Here is a 16,754-nt window from a genome sequence, read left to right as displayed (position 1 = left end):
TGGAAGCGTGACCGCAGCCCCCAGTCGCTTTGAGTCGTTATCGCGTGCCGAGCTCGCCACGTTGTTGCCCGAACTGCTGCTCATCGGCCAGATGATCGACCGCTCTGGGATGGCTTGGTGCATCAGCAATTTCGGCCGCGAAGAAATGCTGCAGATCGCCATCGAGGAGTGGGCCGGCGCCAGCCCGATCTACACCAAGCGCATGCAGCGCGCGTTGAACTTCGAGGGCGACGATGTCCCCACCATCTTCAAGGGCATGCAGCTGGACATCGGCGCGCCGCCGCAGTTCATGGACTTCCGCTACATCCTGCACGACCGCTACCACGGCGAGTTCTACCTCGACCACTGCGGTGCGCTGATGGACGTCGAGCCGATGGGCGACGAGTACGTCCGCGGCATGTGCCACGACATCGAGGATCCGACCTTCGACGCCACCGCGGTGGCGACGAATCCGCGCACCCAGATCCGGCCCATCCACCGTCCGCCCCGCATCCCCTCCGATCGCAAACCGCACTGCGCCTGGACGGTGATCATCGATGAATCACACCCCGTGGTCTCGGGCCTGCCGCCGTTGGCGGTGATCGAGAAAACCCACGCCGCCAGTTGGGAATTGACGCCCATCGACCCGGGTGATGACGGCCAGTCCGACTACTCCGGACCGCTGGTGAGCGACTTCGACTTCAGCGTGTACTCGAAGTCCGCGCTGGTGCGGATGGCCGACGAGGTCTGCCTGCAGATGCAGCTGTTGAACCTGTCGTTCGTACTCGCGGTCAAGACCCGGGCCACCGACGAGTCGCAGGCCCGCGACATCTGCACCAAGCAGCTCATCGGGTTGGCCGGGCTGGCCGCCGAGCGAATCCATAAGGCGCTCAAGCTGCCCGACGGCATCGACGGTGCGCTGCGGGTGCTCGAACTGCATCCGTTGGTCAACCCGAACGGCTACGTCGACGCCGAATTCGACGGCGGACGTATGCACGTGCACCGCAGCGTCGCCCACGACGACGGCACCTGGATCTCGCTGTGCACGCCGGGGGAGACCCGGCCGCTGCAGGCGATCGCCACCGCCGTCGACCCGTTCATCGACGTCCACGTCACGGGCACCGACACCGACTGGACGCTCGAATTCGCGATGGGAGACACCGCGCACAAGGTGTCCTCCGAGGTGGAGGTCGCCAAGATCAGCGGCGGCTCGACCTTCGTCTTCGAGGACCGAAAGTCGCTACCGCTCACCGTCGTCTGAGCCGCCGTATCGCGAGACGCGCGGCCCCGGCCGGGGTTTGCCGCCATGGCGGCGCTACCGTTGCGTGGATTACGCGGATGGCGCATTCATTGCTTCGGTGACCGAGTCGCTAGGCCGACTCGGTGCGCCCGGGGTCTAGGGTGGAGCACTGGCCGCAGCCCCTGACGGACGCAAGGTAGAGGTAGTGACTGACCCCTCAGGGTTGTCAATTGGGACGACCAACCTGGTCGTGGCGCGGGTGGGAGCCCCACCGGCCACGCGCCGCGCCGTACTGACGCTGTACCCCCACCGCGCGCCGGAAGTGGGTCTGCCGTCGGAGAATCCGAATCTGAACGAGCCGGGTCAGGTAATTCGCGGATTCGTCGAACGTGTCGGCGACCCGGTCCCGCTGGTGGCCCCGGACGGCTCCAGTCACGACGCCGACCGGTTGCTGATCGAGGCCATGGCAGGCATGATCGGCGCCCCGACCAGCGATCTCGTCATCGCGGTCCCGGCGCACTGGCCCTCCGGCACCGTGCGGGCATTCGGTGCCGCCCTGCGCACCCACCCCGTGCTGTCGCCGAACGGTGTCGCGCCCCGGCTGATACCCGATGCCACCACCGCGTTGACGGCGCTGCAAACCAATCCCGGCCTGGCCGGCAACGGCATCGTCGCATTGCTGGACTTCGGCGCCAGCGGCACCAGCATCACGCTGGCCGACGCCGAGGGCGGATTCCAACCCATCGGCGAAACCCTGCGTTACCCCGAATTCTCCGGCGACCAGATCGATCAGGCTTTGCTGACGACGGTGCTGGCCGGGATCTCCAGCAGCGGTCAGGCCGACCCGTCGGCCACCGCCGCGGTCGGATCGCTGGTGCGGTTGCGCGAGGAGTGCCGGCGAGCCAAGGAGCGGCTCTCGGCCGAGACCGTGACCACGCTGGCCGTCGAACTGCCCGGGTCACAATCGGAGATCAGGCTCACCCGCGCCGAGCTGGAAAGCGTCATCGCCGAGCCGGTTCGCGGCGTGCTGGCCGCGCTCGAAGAACAGCTGGACCGGCATCGGCTGGTGTGGTCCCACATCTCCGCCGTCGCGACCGTCGGTGGCGGAGCCAGCATTCCCTATGTCACCCAACAACTTTCGGAACTGAGCCGGGCCGCGGTGGTCACCACGCCGCGTCCGGACCTGGACGCGGCCATCGGTGCGGCACTGACGGCCGCGCGCCCCGACGCCGAGGCCCCCACCGGAATCGGCACCGCGATCGGCGATGCCGCCACGGCCGGCCTGCTGGGCGCCGGACTCGGCGCGGCCGCGCCCGACCCGTCGCAGTCCTCGACATTCCGGGCGTTGGCCTGGTCGCAGGACGACGACGTCAGCGCCGAACCGGTGCCCTATACCGGGCCCAACCCGTACGCGATCGAGGAGAGCGGGGCCCGGCCGCAGATCGAGTACACCCCGTCGACCGGAGAGATCGACGCCGGCCCGCGGCCCTGGTACCGGGTGCCGCAATTCGCGATCGGTGGCGCGGCGCTGATCGCACTGGTGGCGTTCGGCGGCGTCGCCTACACGCTGACGACCCAGTCGAGCAGCACCGAACCCAGCCCGAGTCCCAGCATCACCATCCCGGTGATCTCCGACACCGTGGAACCACCACCGCCGCAACCGCCGGAGCCCCCGCCACCCCCGCCCGTCGTCACCATCACCCAGGAGCCACCGCCCCCCGCGCCGGTGGCGCCGCCGCCGCCGCCGCCGCCCCCGCCGCCCACGCCGGTCACCACGACCACCACGACCCCACCGCCGACGACGACCACCACCACGACCACGACCACAACCACCACCACGACGACGACGACCACGACGCCGCCGACGACAACCACCACGACCACGGTGCCGACGACGACCACCACGACGCCGCCCCCGATGACGACGACGCACCTGAACATCCCGGGGTTGCCGCCGATCCCGATTCCGGTCCCGGGGCAGCCGCAGCAGTAGGGGTTATGGCACGGTGCGCGGATTTCCCGCACACTGGTGGAACCGCAGTTGGTGCGGGACTTGCCGTCATGGAGGCTGCGATGAGCAACTACGGGCCGTTTGGCTTCGACCCGGACGATTTCGACCGGATGGTCCGGGAAGCGGGCGAGGGTCTGCGCGACGCGTTCGGCAAGGTCTTCGAAACAAGCGGTGAACGCGCGGGCTGGGGTGTGCTGTTCGACGAGTTCGGCCGTCGGTCCAAGCCGCAACCCGAGACCACCGGCGACACCGGCGAGGGCGTCTGGGCGATTTTCATCGTCGGTGACGACGGCGCCGCCACGGTGGAACAGGTCTATGCCACCGAACTCGACGCGCTGCGGGCCAACAAGTACAACACCGACCCCAAGCGCAAGGTGCGGTTCCTGCCGTACGGCATCGCCGTGACCGCACTCGACGAATCCGACGACGGACTGGACACCGAGTCCGAGGCGTAGTGCGCGGTCAGCGATCAGCGCCATTGCAGGAATCAGGTACGACGATAAATAGCGCGCAGTTTGCTAAGCCAATTGTGAGATTTCTCGTATCGCAGGCGTGGCCGAGGGGAGCGCGCCCACGCCCGCTCGCCCGTCGCCTCGGGGCTGGCCTCCGCAGCCGGACCTGGGCGCGCCCAACGTCCGACGGCGGGCGGAAACGCCCAGTTCAGAGGGATTTCATGCGAAGGGACGTGCCGTCGTCGCGCGGTCCGGTTCCGCGTCGACCGACGCTCGGCGAGGCGCCGGCGAGAGATGGGTCTGGGCCGCGATAGGTAAGAGAGTTCGAAGGGCTGATCTTGATCGGTAGCTGGACAACCGTTACCAAGCCGTTATGGTGCTTGTCGTGGGTCGGCATGTATTGGCCAGGAAACGACGGCGGCGCTCGCCCGTCGCACTGGCGATGATGATTGCCCCAGCCGCTGCGCTGTTGGCGGCTGGTAGCGGCGCGACCCCGCTCGCCCAGGGTATTGCGCAGCCCGTGGCCCCGGAGGCCGCGCAGTGCTGCATGGAGATCATTGCGGCCGGCCAGGTGGGACCGGGCACGGTGCACAAGTCCGCGGCCATCGAGGACGTGCCCGCCCTCGAGGTCGTCACGGCCGCCCACTTGCAGGCGGCGGATCGCAGCGTGCGACGCGTGCTGCCGGCCGGCGTCGCGCGGGAAACCGGACTGCAGATCAAGACGATTCTGGCCGCGCGGGCCGTCAGCGCGGCCTTCCCCGAGATCTCCGACATCGGCGGGGTCCGCTCGGACGCGCTGCGCTGGCATCCCAACGGTCTGGCGATCGACGTGATGATTCCCAACCACTCGAGCGCCGAGGGCATCGCGCTGGGCAACGAGATTGTCGCCTTCGCGCTCAAGAACGCCGAGCAGTTCGACCTGCAGGACGCCATCTGGCGCGGTGTCTACTTCACCCCGGGTGGCGCGCGCGCGGGCGGCTACGGGCATTACGACCACGTTCACATCACCACCAAGGGTGGTGGCTTCCCCAGCGGCTCCGAGATCTACCTCCGCTAGCGGCCCCACACGCAAAACGACGGCCCCCTCGTTCTCGAGGGGGCCGTCGCCGTTACGGGGTGTCGGGACTACTCGTCGCCGGACTTGCTGCTGCCGTTGTCGGACTTGTCGCTGCCCTTATCGGACTTGGCGGTGTCCTTGTCGGCACCGCTGTCGGTGCTGTCCTTGGACGACTCCGAGGAGCTGTCCTTCTTGTTGCGTGGCTTGAGCACCTTGCTGACCGAATCCCGGATGTCGGACCGGACCTGCTTCAGCGCCGCCTGCGTCTTCTTCACCGCAGCACTGACGGGCCGCTTGGCCGCCGGAGCCGTGGTGCCGGTGCCGGCCTCTTCGAGGAGGGCTTCGGACTCGTCGATCACCGGGTCAGCCTCGACGACCGGCGCGGTCTCCACCGGAGTGGTCTCGACCGGCGCGGTCTCGCTCGGCGTGGTCTCGACGACCGGCACCTCATCGGCGACGGGCTCGGTGACCACATCGGTCGACTGCTCGTCTTCCGACTTCTCGGAAGCCGGCTCGATCTCCAGCGTCACGGTGTTGCGGGCCGCGATGATCGAGTCGATGGCCGCGATCTGCGGGGTTGCAGCCGGCGGGGTCGGGACGAACGGAGCACCCGGCACCGGGTCCGGCTTCAGCGCCTCAGCGATGGCCTTCGGGATGCCCGAGAACAGATTGACGATGGGGCCGGTCGCGTTGATCAGACCCGGGAACTGGTCCTCGCACGCCGCACCCTCGCACTCCGGGTTGACGTAGCCGTTCAGGAAAGTGTTGGCGAACACGCCGGGTGCGTTGACCAACGCGGTGAATACACCCTCGGCGTCGCCCTCCTCGATGGCATTGGTGACCGCGTCGGCCAGCAGCGCGATCTCGAAGTTCAGCCCCAGGAAGGGCCCCAACAGCGCCTGGGTGCTGCCGTTGACGATCGAGGCCCGGTCGAACACGGCCTGGACAACCTGCAGCAGGTTGGTGGCCATCTGCTCCGGAATGCCCATGTTGCCCTCGGGATTCCGGGCGCTGGGAGCCTGCGACCAGATCGCGGCGTATACCGGCGACAGGACGTTCAGGGAGTAGACGAAGGACCGGTTGATGCGGTCCCAGGCATCCGCGTACTCACCGTTCTGCAGGTGCACCAGCGCCTCGTCGAACAGCTTCTTCCCGTTGTTGCCGTTCCAGTACGAGTTGAACGAGTCCGGAATCGCGGTGAAGCCACCGATGATCTTGTCCGCGTTGGCCAGCTGGTTTTCGCCTACCTGGCTCAGGATCGGGAACGGATCGCTGAACAGGGTGTCGCCGAGGCCGCTCAGGTTGGCGGACGCCTGGGCGAACAGGTTCTGGTACACCGCCGCAGTGGGGCTCGAGTACGTCGGGTTGGCGCTCGCCGTGAGAGAGAAGGAACGGTTCGAGACGGTGACGTCTTCGAGGACCGGGCTCACTGGGGTCACCGCGATGGCGGTGGCCCCGACGACGGCTACACCGGCGGCCAGGAACTTTCCGACGCGCGACGGCGACGGAGCGTCCTCCTGGCCCAATTCGATGCTTGGAGCTTGCTGCACTTGGTCTCCTAGTCTAATTAACTGAGGGTTGCCTTATCCGGCAGCGCGACGGTAACTGAGAGAACCCTGAGGAACAATGCCTACGTCCTAGCTGCGACGATGGCCGCCCAGCCGGGGTTTGCCTGGAGAAACCTGATAGCAGGCCCAGTGGCATTCGCTTAGCTGGGCCCCGCGCTGTTTCGAATTGGTTCGGGAAGAAACGCGCGTTATGCAGGCCCGGAATTGGTAGGGCTCAATTCCGGCATCACTCTTTGTAATGTGAAGCAAATGCGCCGGTCGGCGCGGCGGTGCCCTGGCCTGGGGTTTAGGGTTGGCTTACCTAACTAAGCTAAACCTGGCCAATTTGTTTTCCAGTGCAGAAAATTTCACCCCGGCGACCGCCCAGAACCCTCGCCCACGGGTTTTATCTCGTTGACAACTCAGTTGAATGCCGATTTGCATTCGGGGCCCAGGCGGGTGCTCTCGCGGCGGCCGCCGCGCCCGAGCTGTGATTCTCGTCACTCGCTCGGGTTGGGCGGTTTTCGGGCCAGCCTCCGGGTGCCCGACGGGCTCGTCAATTTGTTGAAACGGTGCCCAGGAGCGGCGTAAATTCAGGGTTCAAGCAGGGTCGGGGGACCTCAGGAGGCCTGCGATGATGAACATGATTCGTCGTCTTGCCATCGGCGGCGCGGCGGCGTCGCTGCCGCTGGCATTTATCGCCCTCGGAGCGCCCGCGACGGCCGGCGCTGCTGAGTGTGGTGCCGGCACGTTGTTCGATCCGCCCACCAACACGTGCGTGGCCGCGCCCCTGCCGCCACCGCCGCCGCCCCCGCCGCCGGCGTGGAACGGCGATCTGACGCCGGGCTTCTCGGTAGGAATCTGCGCGCCCATCCCGTTCGTGGCGCTGTGCACCGGCATTTGACCCGAAAAGCCTGAAGTCAATCCGTTGCGCCGAGTGGGTCGCTAGTGCTCGCCCGATCCGCTAGCCAATCGAGCGACTCGGCGAAGTTTTCTCGCCGACCTGCTGGCGATGTCGATGACACCGTCTCGATTGCCTGTAAGCGTGCCGTGCGGTGCTCGGCTTCCTACCCGCCGCGATCATCTTCTGCCCCAGTCGCTGATGTACGACTGGGTGACTTCGTTTGAGGAGCTAGCCAAATTTCTGCGTAATTCCAGTAAATTTCGCCAAACCGCGTGATACCGGACTAGCGTGCACTTATGCCGGAAAACGTCCAGCTCAGCAATCATATTGCTTCCGACGCGGCGATCGGGTTCGATGCGACACCGCTTCGCTCCTGAAGGGAACCCAAATGTTCACCACACGATTAGCGACTTTCATCGCCGGCAGCGCAACGGTTGCTGCCGCGCTGGCGGGTATCGCCACTACCACCGCCCCCGCTCCCGCTCGAGCCGAGGGACAGATCCTCAACATGCACCTCGGTGGGAGCTGTCCGAAGTACTGCGGTGAGCCCAACGGCTTTGTGGGCCTTCGCGTCGAAAACACGACACCGAGCGTGGTTGTCAACCTCGTGAAAGATGCCGACTCGCAGTGCCCCGGCTACACCGTGGACGTCGACTTCGACGGCAAGACGCCAGTCACCTTGGGAGCGGTCACGCAACTGAGCCCGGGTGTCCACTCGCTGAACTTTCAGAACGCCAAGTGTCCGGGCGGCGGAGCCATGGAGCGCTGGGGCGGGACAGCCGTCGTCAGCGACGTCGGGGCGGCCGCACCTGCCAATCTGCCCAAACAGGGCCCGACCGTGACACCGAAGGCGGGCCTCACCGGTGTCACCTTCCACGTCACGGATCGCAGTGCAGTCGCATCGCAATGCACCTACTCCTCTGAGGGTTTCGAGAGCACCTTCGGTTTGCCGGCCAACGGCTCGTTCGACCTGTTTGTACCGGCCATTCGGCTGCTCAAGAATCGCACCGGCACGATCACGTGCGATAACGGAACCAGCACGAACACCTCTGTCTTCTACTGACCAGACTTCACCGATGCCGGTGTTGAACACCGGGAGGTCGAGGTCGCGGATGAGCACCGAAACATGACTTCGGGCGTGGGCATGTCCGACGCCGATGGGGTGTATCCGTCCGGCTGGCGCAGGGTTGGGCGAAAAGAGGAGTTGGGCGGCCAGGCATTTGCGCCCCACGTCGTGGCCGTCGCAGCCCAGCACGACGCCCAGCAGGGCCTCGGTAATAGTGGAGCCGATGACGGGAATCGAACCCGCGTATTCAGCTTGGGAAGCTGATGTTCTGCCATTGAACTACATCGGCGGTGTGGCTTGAGAGGTTATCACCACCAGCCGATACGCTCGTCGGGTGTTGCTCTCAGATCGTGACATCAGGGCCGAACTGGCCGCCGGGCGTTTAGCCATCGAGCCGTACGACGAGTCCCTGGTCCAGCCCTCCAGCGTCGACGTCCGCCTCGACGGCTTGTTCCGGGTGTTCAACAACACCCGCTACACCCACATCGATCCGGCGCAGCGCCAGGACGACCTCACCAGCCTGGTGGAACCCATCGACGGCGAGCCGTTCGTGCTGCATCCGGGGGAATTCGTGCTGGGCTCCACCCTGGAGATCTGCACCCTGCCCGACGACCTCGCGGGCCGGCTGGAGGGCAAGTCGTCGTTGGGACGGCTTGGCCTGCTGACGCACTCCACGGCCGGCTTCATTGATCCGGGGTTCTCCGGTCACATCACGCTGGAGTTGTCGAACGTCGCCAACCTGCCGATCACGCTGTGGCCGGGCATGAAGATCGGTCAGCTGTGCCTGTTGCGGCTCACCAGCCCGGCCGAGCACCCGTACGGCAGCGCGAAGGCCGGGTCGAAGTACCAGGGTCAGCGGGGCCCCACCCCGTCGCGGTCCTACGAGAACTTCCGCAAGCTCACCTAACCCTCGGTGCTCCCGCCGACGAGCTTCTCGACATCCACCACCTCACCGCGGTTGATACTCACCCAATCCCGGCCGTCGAGGTAGGGCCGCAGGCTGCGCCCGATCAGCTCGGCATCGGCCGCGGTCTTGGGGCGCTGCAACTCGTACACATGCGGCAGCTGCGCCATCCCGGTCACGACGTCCCACAACCGCAGCGCCGCCGCACCGGTCGGTGGATCGACCAGAACCGGGCCGAACAGGCATTGATCGCCGAAGAACAGCGTCGGCACCCCGTAGCCGCCCGCGTCGAGCACGCGCTGATGGTCGGCCCGGACGTCATCATGGGTCGACGGGTCGGCCAACGCGGCGTCGAAGACCGCGTCATCGGCGCCGATCTGGGCCAGCAGCGCACGGGCCACGGCCGGATCGTGCGGCTTACCGCCGGACACATGCAGTTCGCGACCGATGGCGAGGTACCACTGATCGAGCAGCGCCGGGTCGCGGCGTCGCAGTTGCGCGCCGATCCGCATCAGCGACCAGCCATAGGACCAGTCGCGTTCCCAGGGATGCTTTTTGCCCTCGACGCGGTTGACCTCTTCGAGGCTGAAGAAGCGCCAGTTCACGGTCAGCCCGGTTTGGTCCCGGACGGCTCGGATCCACACCGAGGTCTGATAGGCGAATGGGCACATGGGATCGAAATGGAAATCGACCTCGTCGGTTCGGGGACTCACCTCGTCAGCCTCCCATGGGTACCCTGGTAGCTACCGGCTTTTCGAGGCCCACCGGCGGCCTGCGGAGACCGAACTTCACAGCGGCTGCACATGTAACACCGCAGGTGGAAGCTTCGATGAAGTTCGTAGTGGGTGGCTTGGGCGGACTGCGTGCCCGGCCTAGAACTGAAGTGGCTTAGCAAACAATTTTGGAGGCGTAGTGGACATCGTACTTGGTGTGTCGATGACACCCACGTCGGTCCGCATGGTGCTGGTCGAAGGCGAAAAAGCGGACGGCCTCACGGTCGACCACGACGCCTTCAATGTCGGCTCGGAGGACACCTCGGCAACGGCCTCGGAGCAGGTTGTCACCGCGATCCTGGGCACTCGGGAGAGCGCGGCCGAAGGTGGTCATCACCTGGCCGCCACCGGGGTCACCTGGCGTGACCACGACGAGGCCGCGGCGTTGCGCGAGACGCTGGCCAGGCACCACATCGACGACGTCATGCTGGTCTCCGAGCTCCACGCCGCGGGTGCGCTGGCGCAAGCCGTGGGGCGCGCGGTGGGTTACGAGCGCACCGCGCTGATGTTCCTCGAACGCGACACCGCGACGATGTCGGTGGTGCAGACCGCCGACGGTTCGATCGTCAAGGTGCAGAGTCAGGACCTGCACACTGAGGACGCCGTCGCCGAGCTGACCGCCATGGTCGGCGGGCTGGAAGATCTGGACGAACCGCCGCAGGCCGTGTTCGTCGTGGGCTCGGGCGTGAGTGTGGCCGCGATCAAGCTGCAACTGGAGTCGGCCACCTCGCTTCCGGTCAGCGCGCCGGACGAGGCCGAGTTGGCATTGGCCCGCGGCGCGGCGCTGGCGAGCGCGAACGCGCCCCGGTTCGAGGCCACCACGGTGGGCCTGGGGTTCGCCGATGCCCCGGTGGCCGCCGACGTCACCCAGCTGGCCGGTGCCGGTTACATGCAACCAGCCGCGGCCGCCTCATTGGCCTACAGCGAGGTGGACGCGGCCGATTCGGGGTTCCTCGATCTCTCCGAGGCCGTTGCGCCGGTCGAGGACCCGGCCGCCGCCGTGCCGGGGCGCAAGCCGTTCCTGCTGGTCGGCAGCGCAATGACGTCGATCTTCGTGATCGGGGTGGCCGCGCTGGTGATCTCGCTCGCGGTCAGCATCCGGCCCACCGTCGATGAGCGCCCCACCCCCGGCGAGAGCATGGTGGTGCCGCCCAAGCCGCCGGCGGTGGCGTTGGCGCCCGAACCGCCAGCCCCGGCGCCGCCGGAACCGATCGAGACGATTCAGGCGCCCAGGCCGGTCGTGCAGGAGGCGCCCGCGCCGCAGACGCCGCGCACGGTGTTCGTCGACCGCGCACCCGCACCGGCCGCCCCCGCTCCGGCACCCGCGGCCCCACCGCCACCGCCACCGGCCGCCCCGCCACCACCGCCTCCGGTGGCTCCGCCGCCGCCTGCCGTGGTGCCTGCCCCGGTGCTCCCGCCGCCGATAGTCGTGCTGCCCAGGCCCAACGTGTTGCCGCCGCTGTTCCGGCCGCCGTGGGAACCGTCGCGTGACTACTACAACCCGCCGAAGTACAACCCGCCCAAGTACAACCCGCCGAAGTACGACCCACCGAAGTGGGAGCCGCCCAAGTGGGAACCGCCGAAATCCGAGCCGCCGCAGTGGGATCCGCCGGCGTCCTATGACCCGCCGAAGCAGCAGTGGCCGGTGCAGACGCAGCAACCGCAGCGCCCGCGGTGGCCGGGTTCGGGGTCCAGCTCGGGATCGGACCGCGGTTCGAGCTCGGGTTCCGATCGCGGTTCGAGTCGTGGGTCGAGCGGCTCCGATTCGATTTGGCCGTGGCCCTCATTCGGTGACTGAGCCCGCGGCAACTCGTTACCTGCTGTTGGCATGACGCTCAGCGCCCCGATGCGGTCCGCTCACTCAGGCCCCATAGACAGGGCTCATGCGATGCACGGTGTTCGGAACGGGTTATCTGGGTGCGACCCACGCGGCCGGGATGGCCGAGCTGGGACACGAGGTCATCGGCGTCGACATCGACCCCGGCAAGGTCGAGAAGCTGGCCTCCGGTGAGATCCCCTTCTATGAGCCCGGGCTGCGCAAGCTGCTGCGAGATAACCTGGCCGCCGGCCGGCTGCGCTTCACCACCGATTACGACCTGGCCGCCGAATTCGCCGACGTGCACTTTCTCGGCGTCGGGACGCCGCAGAAGAAGGGGGAACTCGGTGCCGACCTGTGCCACGTGCACGCCGTCATCGACACCCTGGTGCCGCGACTGAGCAGGCACGCGGTGATCGTGGGCAAGTCCACGGTGCCGGTGGGAACCTCCGCGGCGTTGGTGGAGCGGACCCGCGCGCTGGCACCGGCCGGCGTCGACGTCGAGATCGCCTGGAACCCCGAGTTCCTGCGCGAGGGATTCGCGGTGCAGGACACCCTGCGCCCGGACCGGATTGTCCTTGGCGTGCAGCGTGATTCGGCGCGCGCGGAACAAGCTGTCCGAGACCTCTACGCGCCGCTGTTGGCCGACGAGGTGCCGTTCCTGTTGACCGACCTGCAGACCGCCGAACTCGTCAAGGTTTCGGCCAATGCTTTTCTGGCGACCAAGATCTCGTTCATCAACGCGATATCCGAGGTGTGCGAGGCCGCCGACGCAGACGTGACTGTGCTGGCCGATGCGCTGGGCTATGACCCGCGCATCGGCCGGCGATTTCTCAACGCCGGGCTGGGGTTTGGCGGCGGCTGCCTGCCGAAGGACATCCGGGCGTTCATGGCCAGAGCGGGGGAGTTGGGCGCCAACCACGCGCTGACCTTCCTGCGCGAGGTGGACAGCATCAACATGCGGCGGCGCACTCGGATGGTGGAGTTGGCGACCCGGGCGTGCGGTGGTTCCCTGCTGGGTGCCAACATCGCGGTGCTGGGCGCGGCGTTCAAACCCGAATCCGACGACGTGCGCGATTCGCCGGCCCTGAATGTCGCCGGCATGCTGCAACTCAACGGCGCGACCGTCAACGTCTACGACCCGAAGGCGCTGGAGAACTCCCGAAAGGTGTTTCCCACCCTCAACTATTCGACGTCGGTCTTCGAAGCGTGCGAGCGCGCGGACGCGGTGCTGGTGTTGACCGAATGGAAGGAATTCGTCGACCTCGATCCACGGGACCTGGGCGACGTGGTGCGGGACCGGGTGGTGGTCGACGGCCGCAACTGCCTCGACATCGCGCGCTGGCAGGCCGCCGATTGGCAGGTGCACTGCCTCGGTCGGGTCGTACGCTGACGGCGTGGACCACGCAGCGAAACTCCCCGAGGAAGTCACCGCATTCGCCGACCTGGTGCTCGGCGCCGACCCGCAGACCCCGGTTCCCACCTGTCCGGACTGGACCCTGAACCACCTGTTTCGGCACGTCGGCCGCGGAATCCGGTGGGCCGCGCAGAACGTCACCGATGGGCTGGACGGCCCGGCGGACCCCAAGGCGGTGCGCGACGGCAAGCCGCCCACCGAACCGGCGGCCGCCCGGCAGTGGCTGCTCGACGGGCCGCAGATTCTGCTCGAGGCGGTGGCCCGGACCGGACCGGACACCCCGGTGTGGACCTTCGGTGGCCCCAGGCCCGCCGCGTGGTGGATTCGGCGCTGGGTGCACGAGGTGGCGGTGCACCGCGCCGACGCCGCGATTGCCGTCGGCGTCGACTTCACCATCCCGCCCGCGCAGGCCGCGGACGCGCTCAGCGAATGGTTCGACCTGCTGACTCCCCGGCTTCCCGAGCTGGGGGACAAATCCGTGCACCTGCACGCCACCGACGACGGGTTGGGCGCGGCCGGTGAGTGGACCCTGCGCGACGGTAGCTGGCGACACGAGCACGCCAAGGGCGATGTGGCCCTACGTGGGCCGGTGGCCGACTTGCTGCTGCTCACCACCAGGCGGCGCGCGGTCGAGGAGACCGAGGTCCAGGTGTTCGGCGCCGATGAGGCGCTGCACACCTGGTTGGCCGCAATGTCGCTGTGACCGGATAGGTTGGCTGCTATGACCACTTCGGAGTTCGCCACCGTGCTCGCTTGGCATGACGCGTTGGACACCAAGGACATCGACACGCTGCTGCAACTGTCCGCCGACGACATCGACGTCGGCGACGCGCACGGCGCGACCCAGGGCCTGACCGCCCTGCGGGAGTGGGCACAGGCCTTTCCCACCGCGGTGAGCGTGGGCAGGACCTACGTGCACGACGGCGTGGTGGTCGTCGAGCAGCGGTTCGGCGACGGCGGCACCTGCGCCTCGGCATTTCGCGTGGTCCACGACAAGGTCACCTCGGTGTTCCGGCACGACGATCTGCCCAGCGCCCTGGCCGCCACCGACCTCACCGAGGACGATCTCGTCAGCTGAGGCGTCGGGCCGGGGGAGCGCTCGGCGAGTTGGTCGCCAGCACCGCGGCGATCGCCGTGGTCAGCGGCACCGACAGGGCCAGCGCGATACCACCGACCGCGGAGCGGGCCACCTCGATGGCAACGGCCTCACTGGTCAGGACATCGCCCAGCGAGCGATTGGCCACACTGAACAACAGCAGCAGCGGCAGTGCGCTGCCGGCATAGGCCAGCACCAGCGTGTAGACGGTGCTGGCGATGTGGTCGCGCCCCACTCGCATCGCGCCGGTGAAAATCGCTCGGCGGGAGGGGTTCTCGCCGACGTTGGCCAGCTCGAAGACCGTCGCCGCCTGGGCCACGGTCACGTCGTTGAGCACACCGAGGGACCCGATGATGAACCCGGCCAGCAGCAGGCCGGTGATGGAAATGTGCCCCAGGTAGGCGGTCACCTGGTTGTTCTGGTCCTCTGACAGCCCGGTGAGGTGCGCGAGTTCGATTGCCGCCCAGGATAACCCCGCGGCCAGCAGCAACGACGTCAGGGTGCCCAGCAGCGCGGCGCTGGTGCGCAGGCTCACCCCGTGCGCCAGATAGAGCACCGCGTAGAGGATGGCGGCCGAGGCCACCAGCGCCACCGGAATCGCCGGTGCGCCGTCCCGCAGGGCGGGCAGTAGGAACACCACCAGAATGCCGAAGGCGACCACGATGCCGATCAGGGCCCGCAGTCCCCGCCACCGCGCGACCGCGACGATCACCACGGCGAACGCGGCCGCCAGCAGGATCAGCGGCCAGGTCCGTTCGTAGTCGTAGAACGCGTAGCTGGTGGCGCCCTGCGGATCGACCTGCCGGGTGATCCGGATGTGTTCGCCGGCAGCAAGATTCGGCTGGCCAGGGGATGGACTGAACTCCAGCAGGGTGTTGGCGCCGACGTTGGGTCCGGATCCGATGGCGATCAGTGCCTGGGCGCAGCGCCCGGCGCCCGCGATGCCGGGAGCCGGGGTTGTGGTCAGCACCTGGCCCACCGAGGGGCTGCCACAATCGCCGAGCGTGCTCGAGATCACCTGCCCACCTTCGGTGCTCACCGCGCCGCCGGTGGCGTCTTGAAACGGCAGCGGTATGTCGACCTTCTGCTGAGCGGGCCACAGCAGCACACCGCCGACGAGCACACCGATGCCGATCGCGATGAGCAGGCCGACGACAATCCTGGCTGCGATCGGGCCTACCGGTGCGGGCCCGCCCTGGTGGGAGTGGGAATGGGAATGCGCCACCTACTGACGGTAGCTGGTCAGGAAATTGCCCAGCCGTTCGATGGCGTTGGTCAGATCGCGCGCCCAGGGCAGCGTCACGATCCGCAGGTGATCCGGTGCGGGCCAGTTGAACCCGGTGCCCTGGGTGATCAGGATCTTTTCCTGCAGCAACAGGTCGAGCACCAACTGCTCGTCGTCCTGGATGTCGTAGACCTCGGGGTCCAGTCGCGGGAACGCGTAGAGCGCGCCCGCGGGCTTCACGCAGGACACCCCGGGGATCTCGTTGAGCGCATTCCAGGCCGCATCGCGTTGCTCCAACAACCGGCCACCGGGCAGCACCAGATCGTCGATGCTCTGATGACCGCCGAGGGCCACCTGAATCGCGTGCTGGGCAGGCACGTTGGGGCACAGCCGCATGTTGGCCAGCAGGCTGATGCCCTCGATGAAGCTGCTGGCGTGTTCCTTGGGGCCGGTGATGGTGAGCCAGCCGGATCGATAGCCGGCCACCCGGTAGGCCTTGGACAGGCCGTTGAACGTCAGCGTCAACACGTCGGGGGCGACCGAGGCCATGCTGATGTGCTTGGCGTCGTCGTAGAGGATCTTGTCGTAGATCTCGTCGGCCAGCAGCAGCAGTTGATGCTTGCGCGCCAGATCGGCCATCTGGGTGAGGATTTCGCGGCTGTACACCGCGCCGGTCGGGTTGTTGGGGTTGATCACCACCAGCGCCTTGGTGCGATCGGTGATCTTGGACTCCAGGTCTTCGATGCTGGGCTGCCAGCCCTGGGTCTCGTCGCACAAGTAGTGCACCGGGGTGCCGCCGGCCAGCGCGGTCGAGGCCGTCCACAGCGGGTAGTCCGGCGCGGGGATCAATACCTGGTCCCCGTTGTCCAGCAGGGCCTGCAGCGTCATCGTGATGAGCTCGGAGACACCGTTGCCCAAGAAGACGTCCTCGACGTCGAACCGGGGAAAGCCGTCGACCAGTTCATAACGGGTGACCACCGCTCGGCGCGCGCTCAGGATGCCCTTGGAGTCCGAATAACCCTGGGCCGTAGGCAGCGCCTGGATGATGTCGCGCATGATGACATCCGGGGCCTCGAAGCCGAAGGTGGCCGGGTTTCCGATGTTGAGCTTGAGGATCCGATGGCCCTCGTTCTCGAGCCGGGCGGCGTGATCGTGGATCGGCCCGCGGATCTCGTACAGGACGTCCTGCAATTTGGTCGACTGCGTAAAGATGCGTTGCCGGTGCTCGTGGCCGGTGGTGTGCCACGGCAACTGCGAAGTACTCATG

15 protein-coding genes and 1 tRNA gene are annotated in these 16,754 nt (G+C 67.3%); 11 read left to right on the top strand and 5 right to left on the bottom strand.

Annotated features, from left to right (window positions below):
* The first annotated feature begins 7 nt into the window (after positions 1-7).
* The 4 genes from RCP80_RS21105 (at position 8) to RCP80_RS21090 (ending at position 4,739) form a co-directional block, all read left to right on the top strand.
* On the top strand, positions 8-1,240 hold the full coding sequence (locus RCP80_RS21105; protein ID WP_308479529.1) for a hypothetical protein: 1,233 nt from the start codon (positions 8-10) through the stop codon (positions 1,238-1,240).
* A 184-nt stretch (positions 1,241-1,424) separates the two neighbouring features.
* Entirely contained in the window at positions 1,425-3,212 is a 1,788-nt protein-coding gene (locus RCP80_RS21100) for an Hsp70 family protein (RefSeq protein ID WP_308479528.1), read from the top strand.
* 80 nt (positions 3,213-3,292) lie between these two features.
* Positions 3,293-3,685 carry an Rv0313 family protein gene (locus tag RCP80_RS21095; protein ID WP_308479527.1) on the top strand — a complete coding sequence of 131 codons (393 nt, stop codon included), beginning with the start codon at positions 3,293-3,295 and terminating at the stop codon, positions 3,683-3,685.
* Between the two features lie 382 nt (positions 3,686-4,067).
* Entirely contained in the window at positions 4,068-4,739 is a 672-nt protein-coding gene (locus RCP80_RS21090) for a VldE C-terminal domain-containing protein (RefSeq protein WP_308479526.1), read from the top strand.
* Positions 4,740-4,807: 68 nt separating this feature from the next.
* Here the strand turns inward: RCP80_RS21090 and RCP80_RS21085 are convergent, their stop codons facing one another.
* Positions 4,808-6,289 carry a hypothetical protein gene (locus RCP80_RS21085; RefSeq protein ID WP_308479525.1) on the bottom strand — a complete coding sequence of 494 codons (1,482 nt, stop codon included), beginning with the start codon at positions 6,287-6,289 and terminating at the stop codon, positions 4,808-4,810.
* A gap of 631 nt (positions 6,290-6,920) precedes the next feature.
* Here RCP80_RS21085 and RCP80_RS21080 point away from each other — a divergent pair.
* Together RCP80_RS21080 and RCP80_RS21075 are read left to right on the top strand one after the other, a co-directional pair.
* On the top strand, positions 6,921-7,190 hold the full coding sequence (locus RCP80_RS21080; RefSeq protein ID WP_308479524.1) for a hypothetical protein: 270 nt from the start codon (positions 6,921-6,923) through the stop codon (positions 7,188-7,190).
* A gap of 388 nt (positions 7,191-7,578) precedes the next feature.
* Positions 7,579-8,253, top strand: a complete 675-nt coding sequence (locus RCP80_RS21075; protein WP_308479523.1) for a hypothetical protein — start codon at positions 7,579-7,581, stop codon at positions 8,251-8,253.
* Between the two features lie 218 nt (positions 8,254-8,471).
* On the opposite strand, the gene RCP80_RS21070 is transcribed toward RCP80_RS21075, so the two are convergent.
* Positions 8,472-8,545, bottom strand: a tRNA-Gly gene (locus tag RCP80_RS21070).
* Positions 8,546-8,590: 45 nt separating this feature from the next.
* Between RCP80_RS21070 and dcd the strand changes: the two genes are divergently transcribed.
* Positions 8,591-9,163 (top strand): dCTP deaminase, encoded by a 573-nt coding sequence (gene dcd / locus RCP80_RS21065; RefSeq protein WP_308479522.1) that lies wholly within the window; start codon positions 8,591-8,593, stop codon positions 9,161-9,163.
* On the opposite strand, the gene RCP80_RS21060 is transcribed toward dcd, so the two are convergent.
* On the bottom strand, positions 9,160-9,873 hold the full coding sequence (locus RCP80_RS21060; protein WP_373693388.1) for a mycothiol-dependent nitroreductase Rv2466c family protein: 714 nt from the start codon (positions 9,871-9,873) through the stop codon (positions 9,160-9,162). The two genes, dcd and RCP80_RS21060, sit on opposite strands and share 4 nt — an antisense overlap.
* Before the next feature lie 199 nt (positions 9,874-10,072).
* Here RCP80_RS21060 and RCP80_RS21055 point away from each other — a divergent pair, with 199 nt between their 5' ends.
* From RCP80_RS21055 to RCP80_RS21040, 4 genes are all read left to right on the top strand, one after another.
* Complete coding sequence (locus RCP80_RS21055) at positions 10,073-11,731, top strand: DUF7159 family protein (RefSeq protein ID WP_465270702.1); 1,659 nt, start codon at positions 10,073-10,075, stop codon at positions 11,729-11,731.
* Between the two features lie 85 nt (positions 11,732-11,816).
* On the top strand, positions 11,817-13,142 hold the full coding sequence (locus RCP80_RS21050; RefSeq protein ID WP_308479520.1) for a UDP-glucose dehydrogenase family protein: 1,326 nt from the start codon (positions 11,817-11,819) through the stop codon (positions 13,140-13,142).
* Between the two features lie 4 nt (positions 13,143-13,146).
* Positions 13,147-13,869, top strand: a complete 723-nt coding sequence (locus RCP80_RS21045; protein ID WP_308479519.1) for a maleylpyruvate isomerase family mycothiol-dependent enzyme — start codon at positions 13,147-13,149, stop codon at positions 13,867-13,869.
* Positions 13,870-13,887: 18 nt separating this feature from the next.
* Positions 13,888-14,244, top strand: coding sequence for a nuclear transport factor 2 family protein (locus tag RCP80_RS21040; protein WP_308479518.1), 357 nt, complete (start codon positions 13,888-13,890; stop codon positions 14,242-14,244).
* Here the strand turns inward: RCP80_RS21040 and RCP80_RS21035 are convergent.
* Both RCP80_RS21035 and RCP80_RS21030 read right to left on the bottom strand, forming a co-directional pair.
* Positions 14,237-15,487 (bottom strand): YibE/F family protein, encoded by a 1,251-nt coding sequence (locus tag RCP80_RS21035; RefSeq protein ID WP_308479517.1) that lies wholly within the window; start codon positions 15,485-15,487, stop codon positions 14,237-14,239. The genes RCP80_RS21040 and RCP80_RS21035 overlap by 8 nt on opposite strands.
* Positions 15,488-16,753 carry a pyridoxal phosphate-dependent aminotransferase gene (locus RCP80_RS21030; protein ID WP_308479516.1) on the bottom strand — a complete coding sequence of 422 codons (1,266 nt, stop codon included), beginning with the start codon at positions 16,751-16,753 and terminating at the stop codon, positions 15,488-15,490.
* Position 16,754: the final 1 nt, after the last annotated feature.

The sequence above is a fragment of the Mycolicibacterium sp. MU0053 genome (assembly GCF_963378095.1).
Classification (GTDB): Bacteria; Actinomycetota; Actinomycetes; order Mycobacteriales; family Mycobacteriaceae; genus Mycobacterium; species Mycobacterium burgundiense.
The sequence above is the reverse complement of the archived record's forward strand: the minus strand, read 5'-3'. Positions and strand labels throughout refer to the sequence as shown.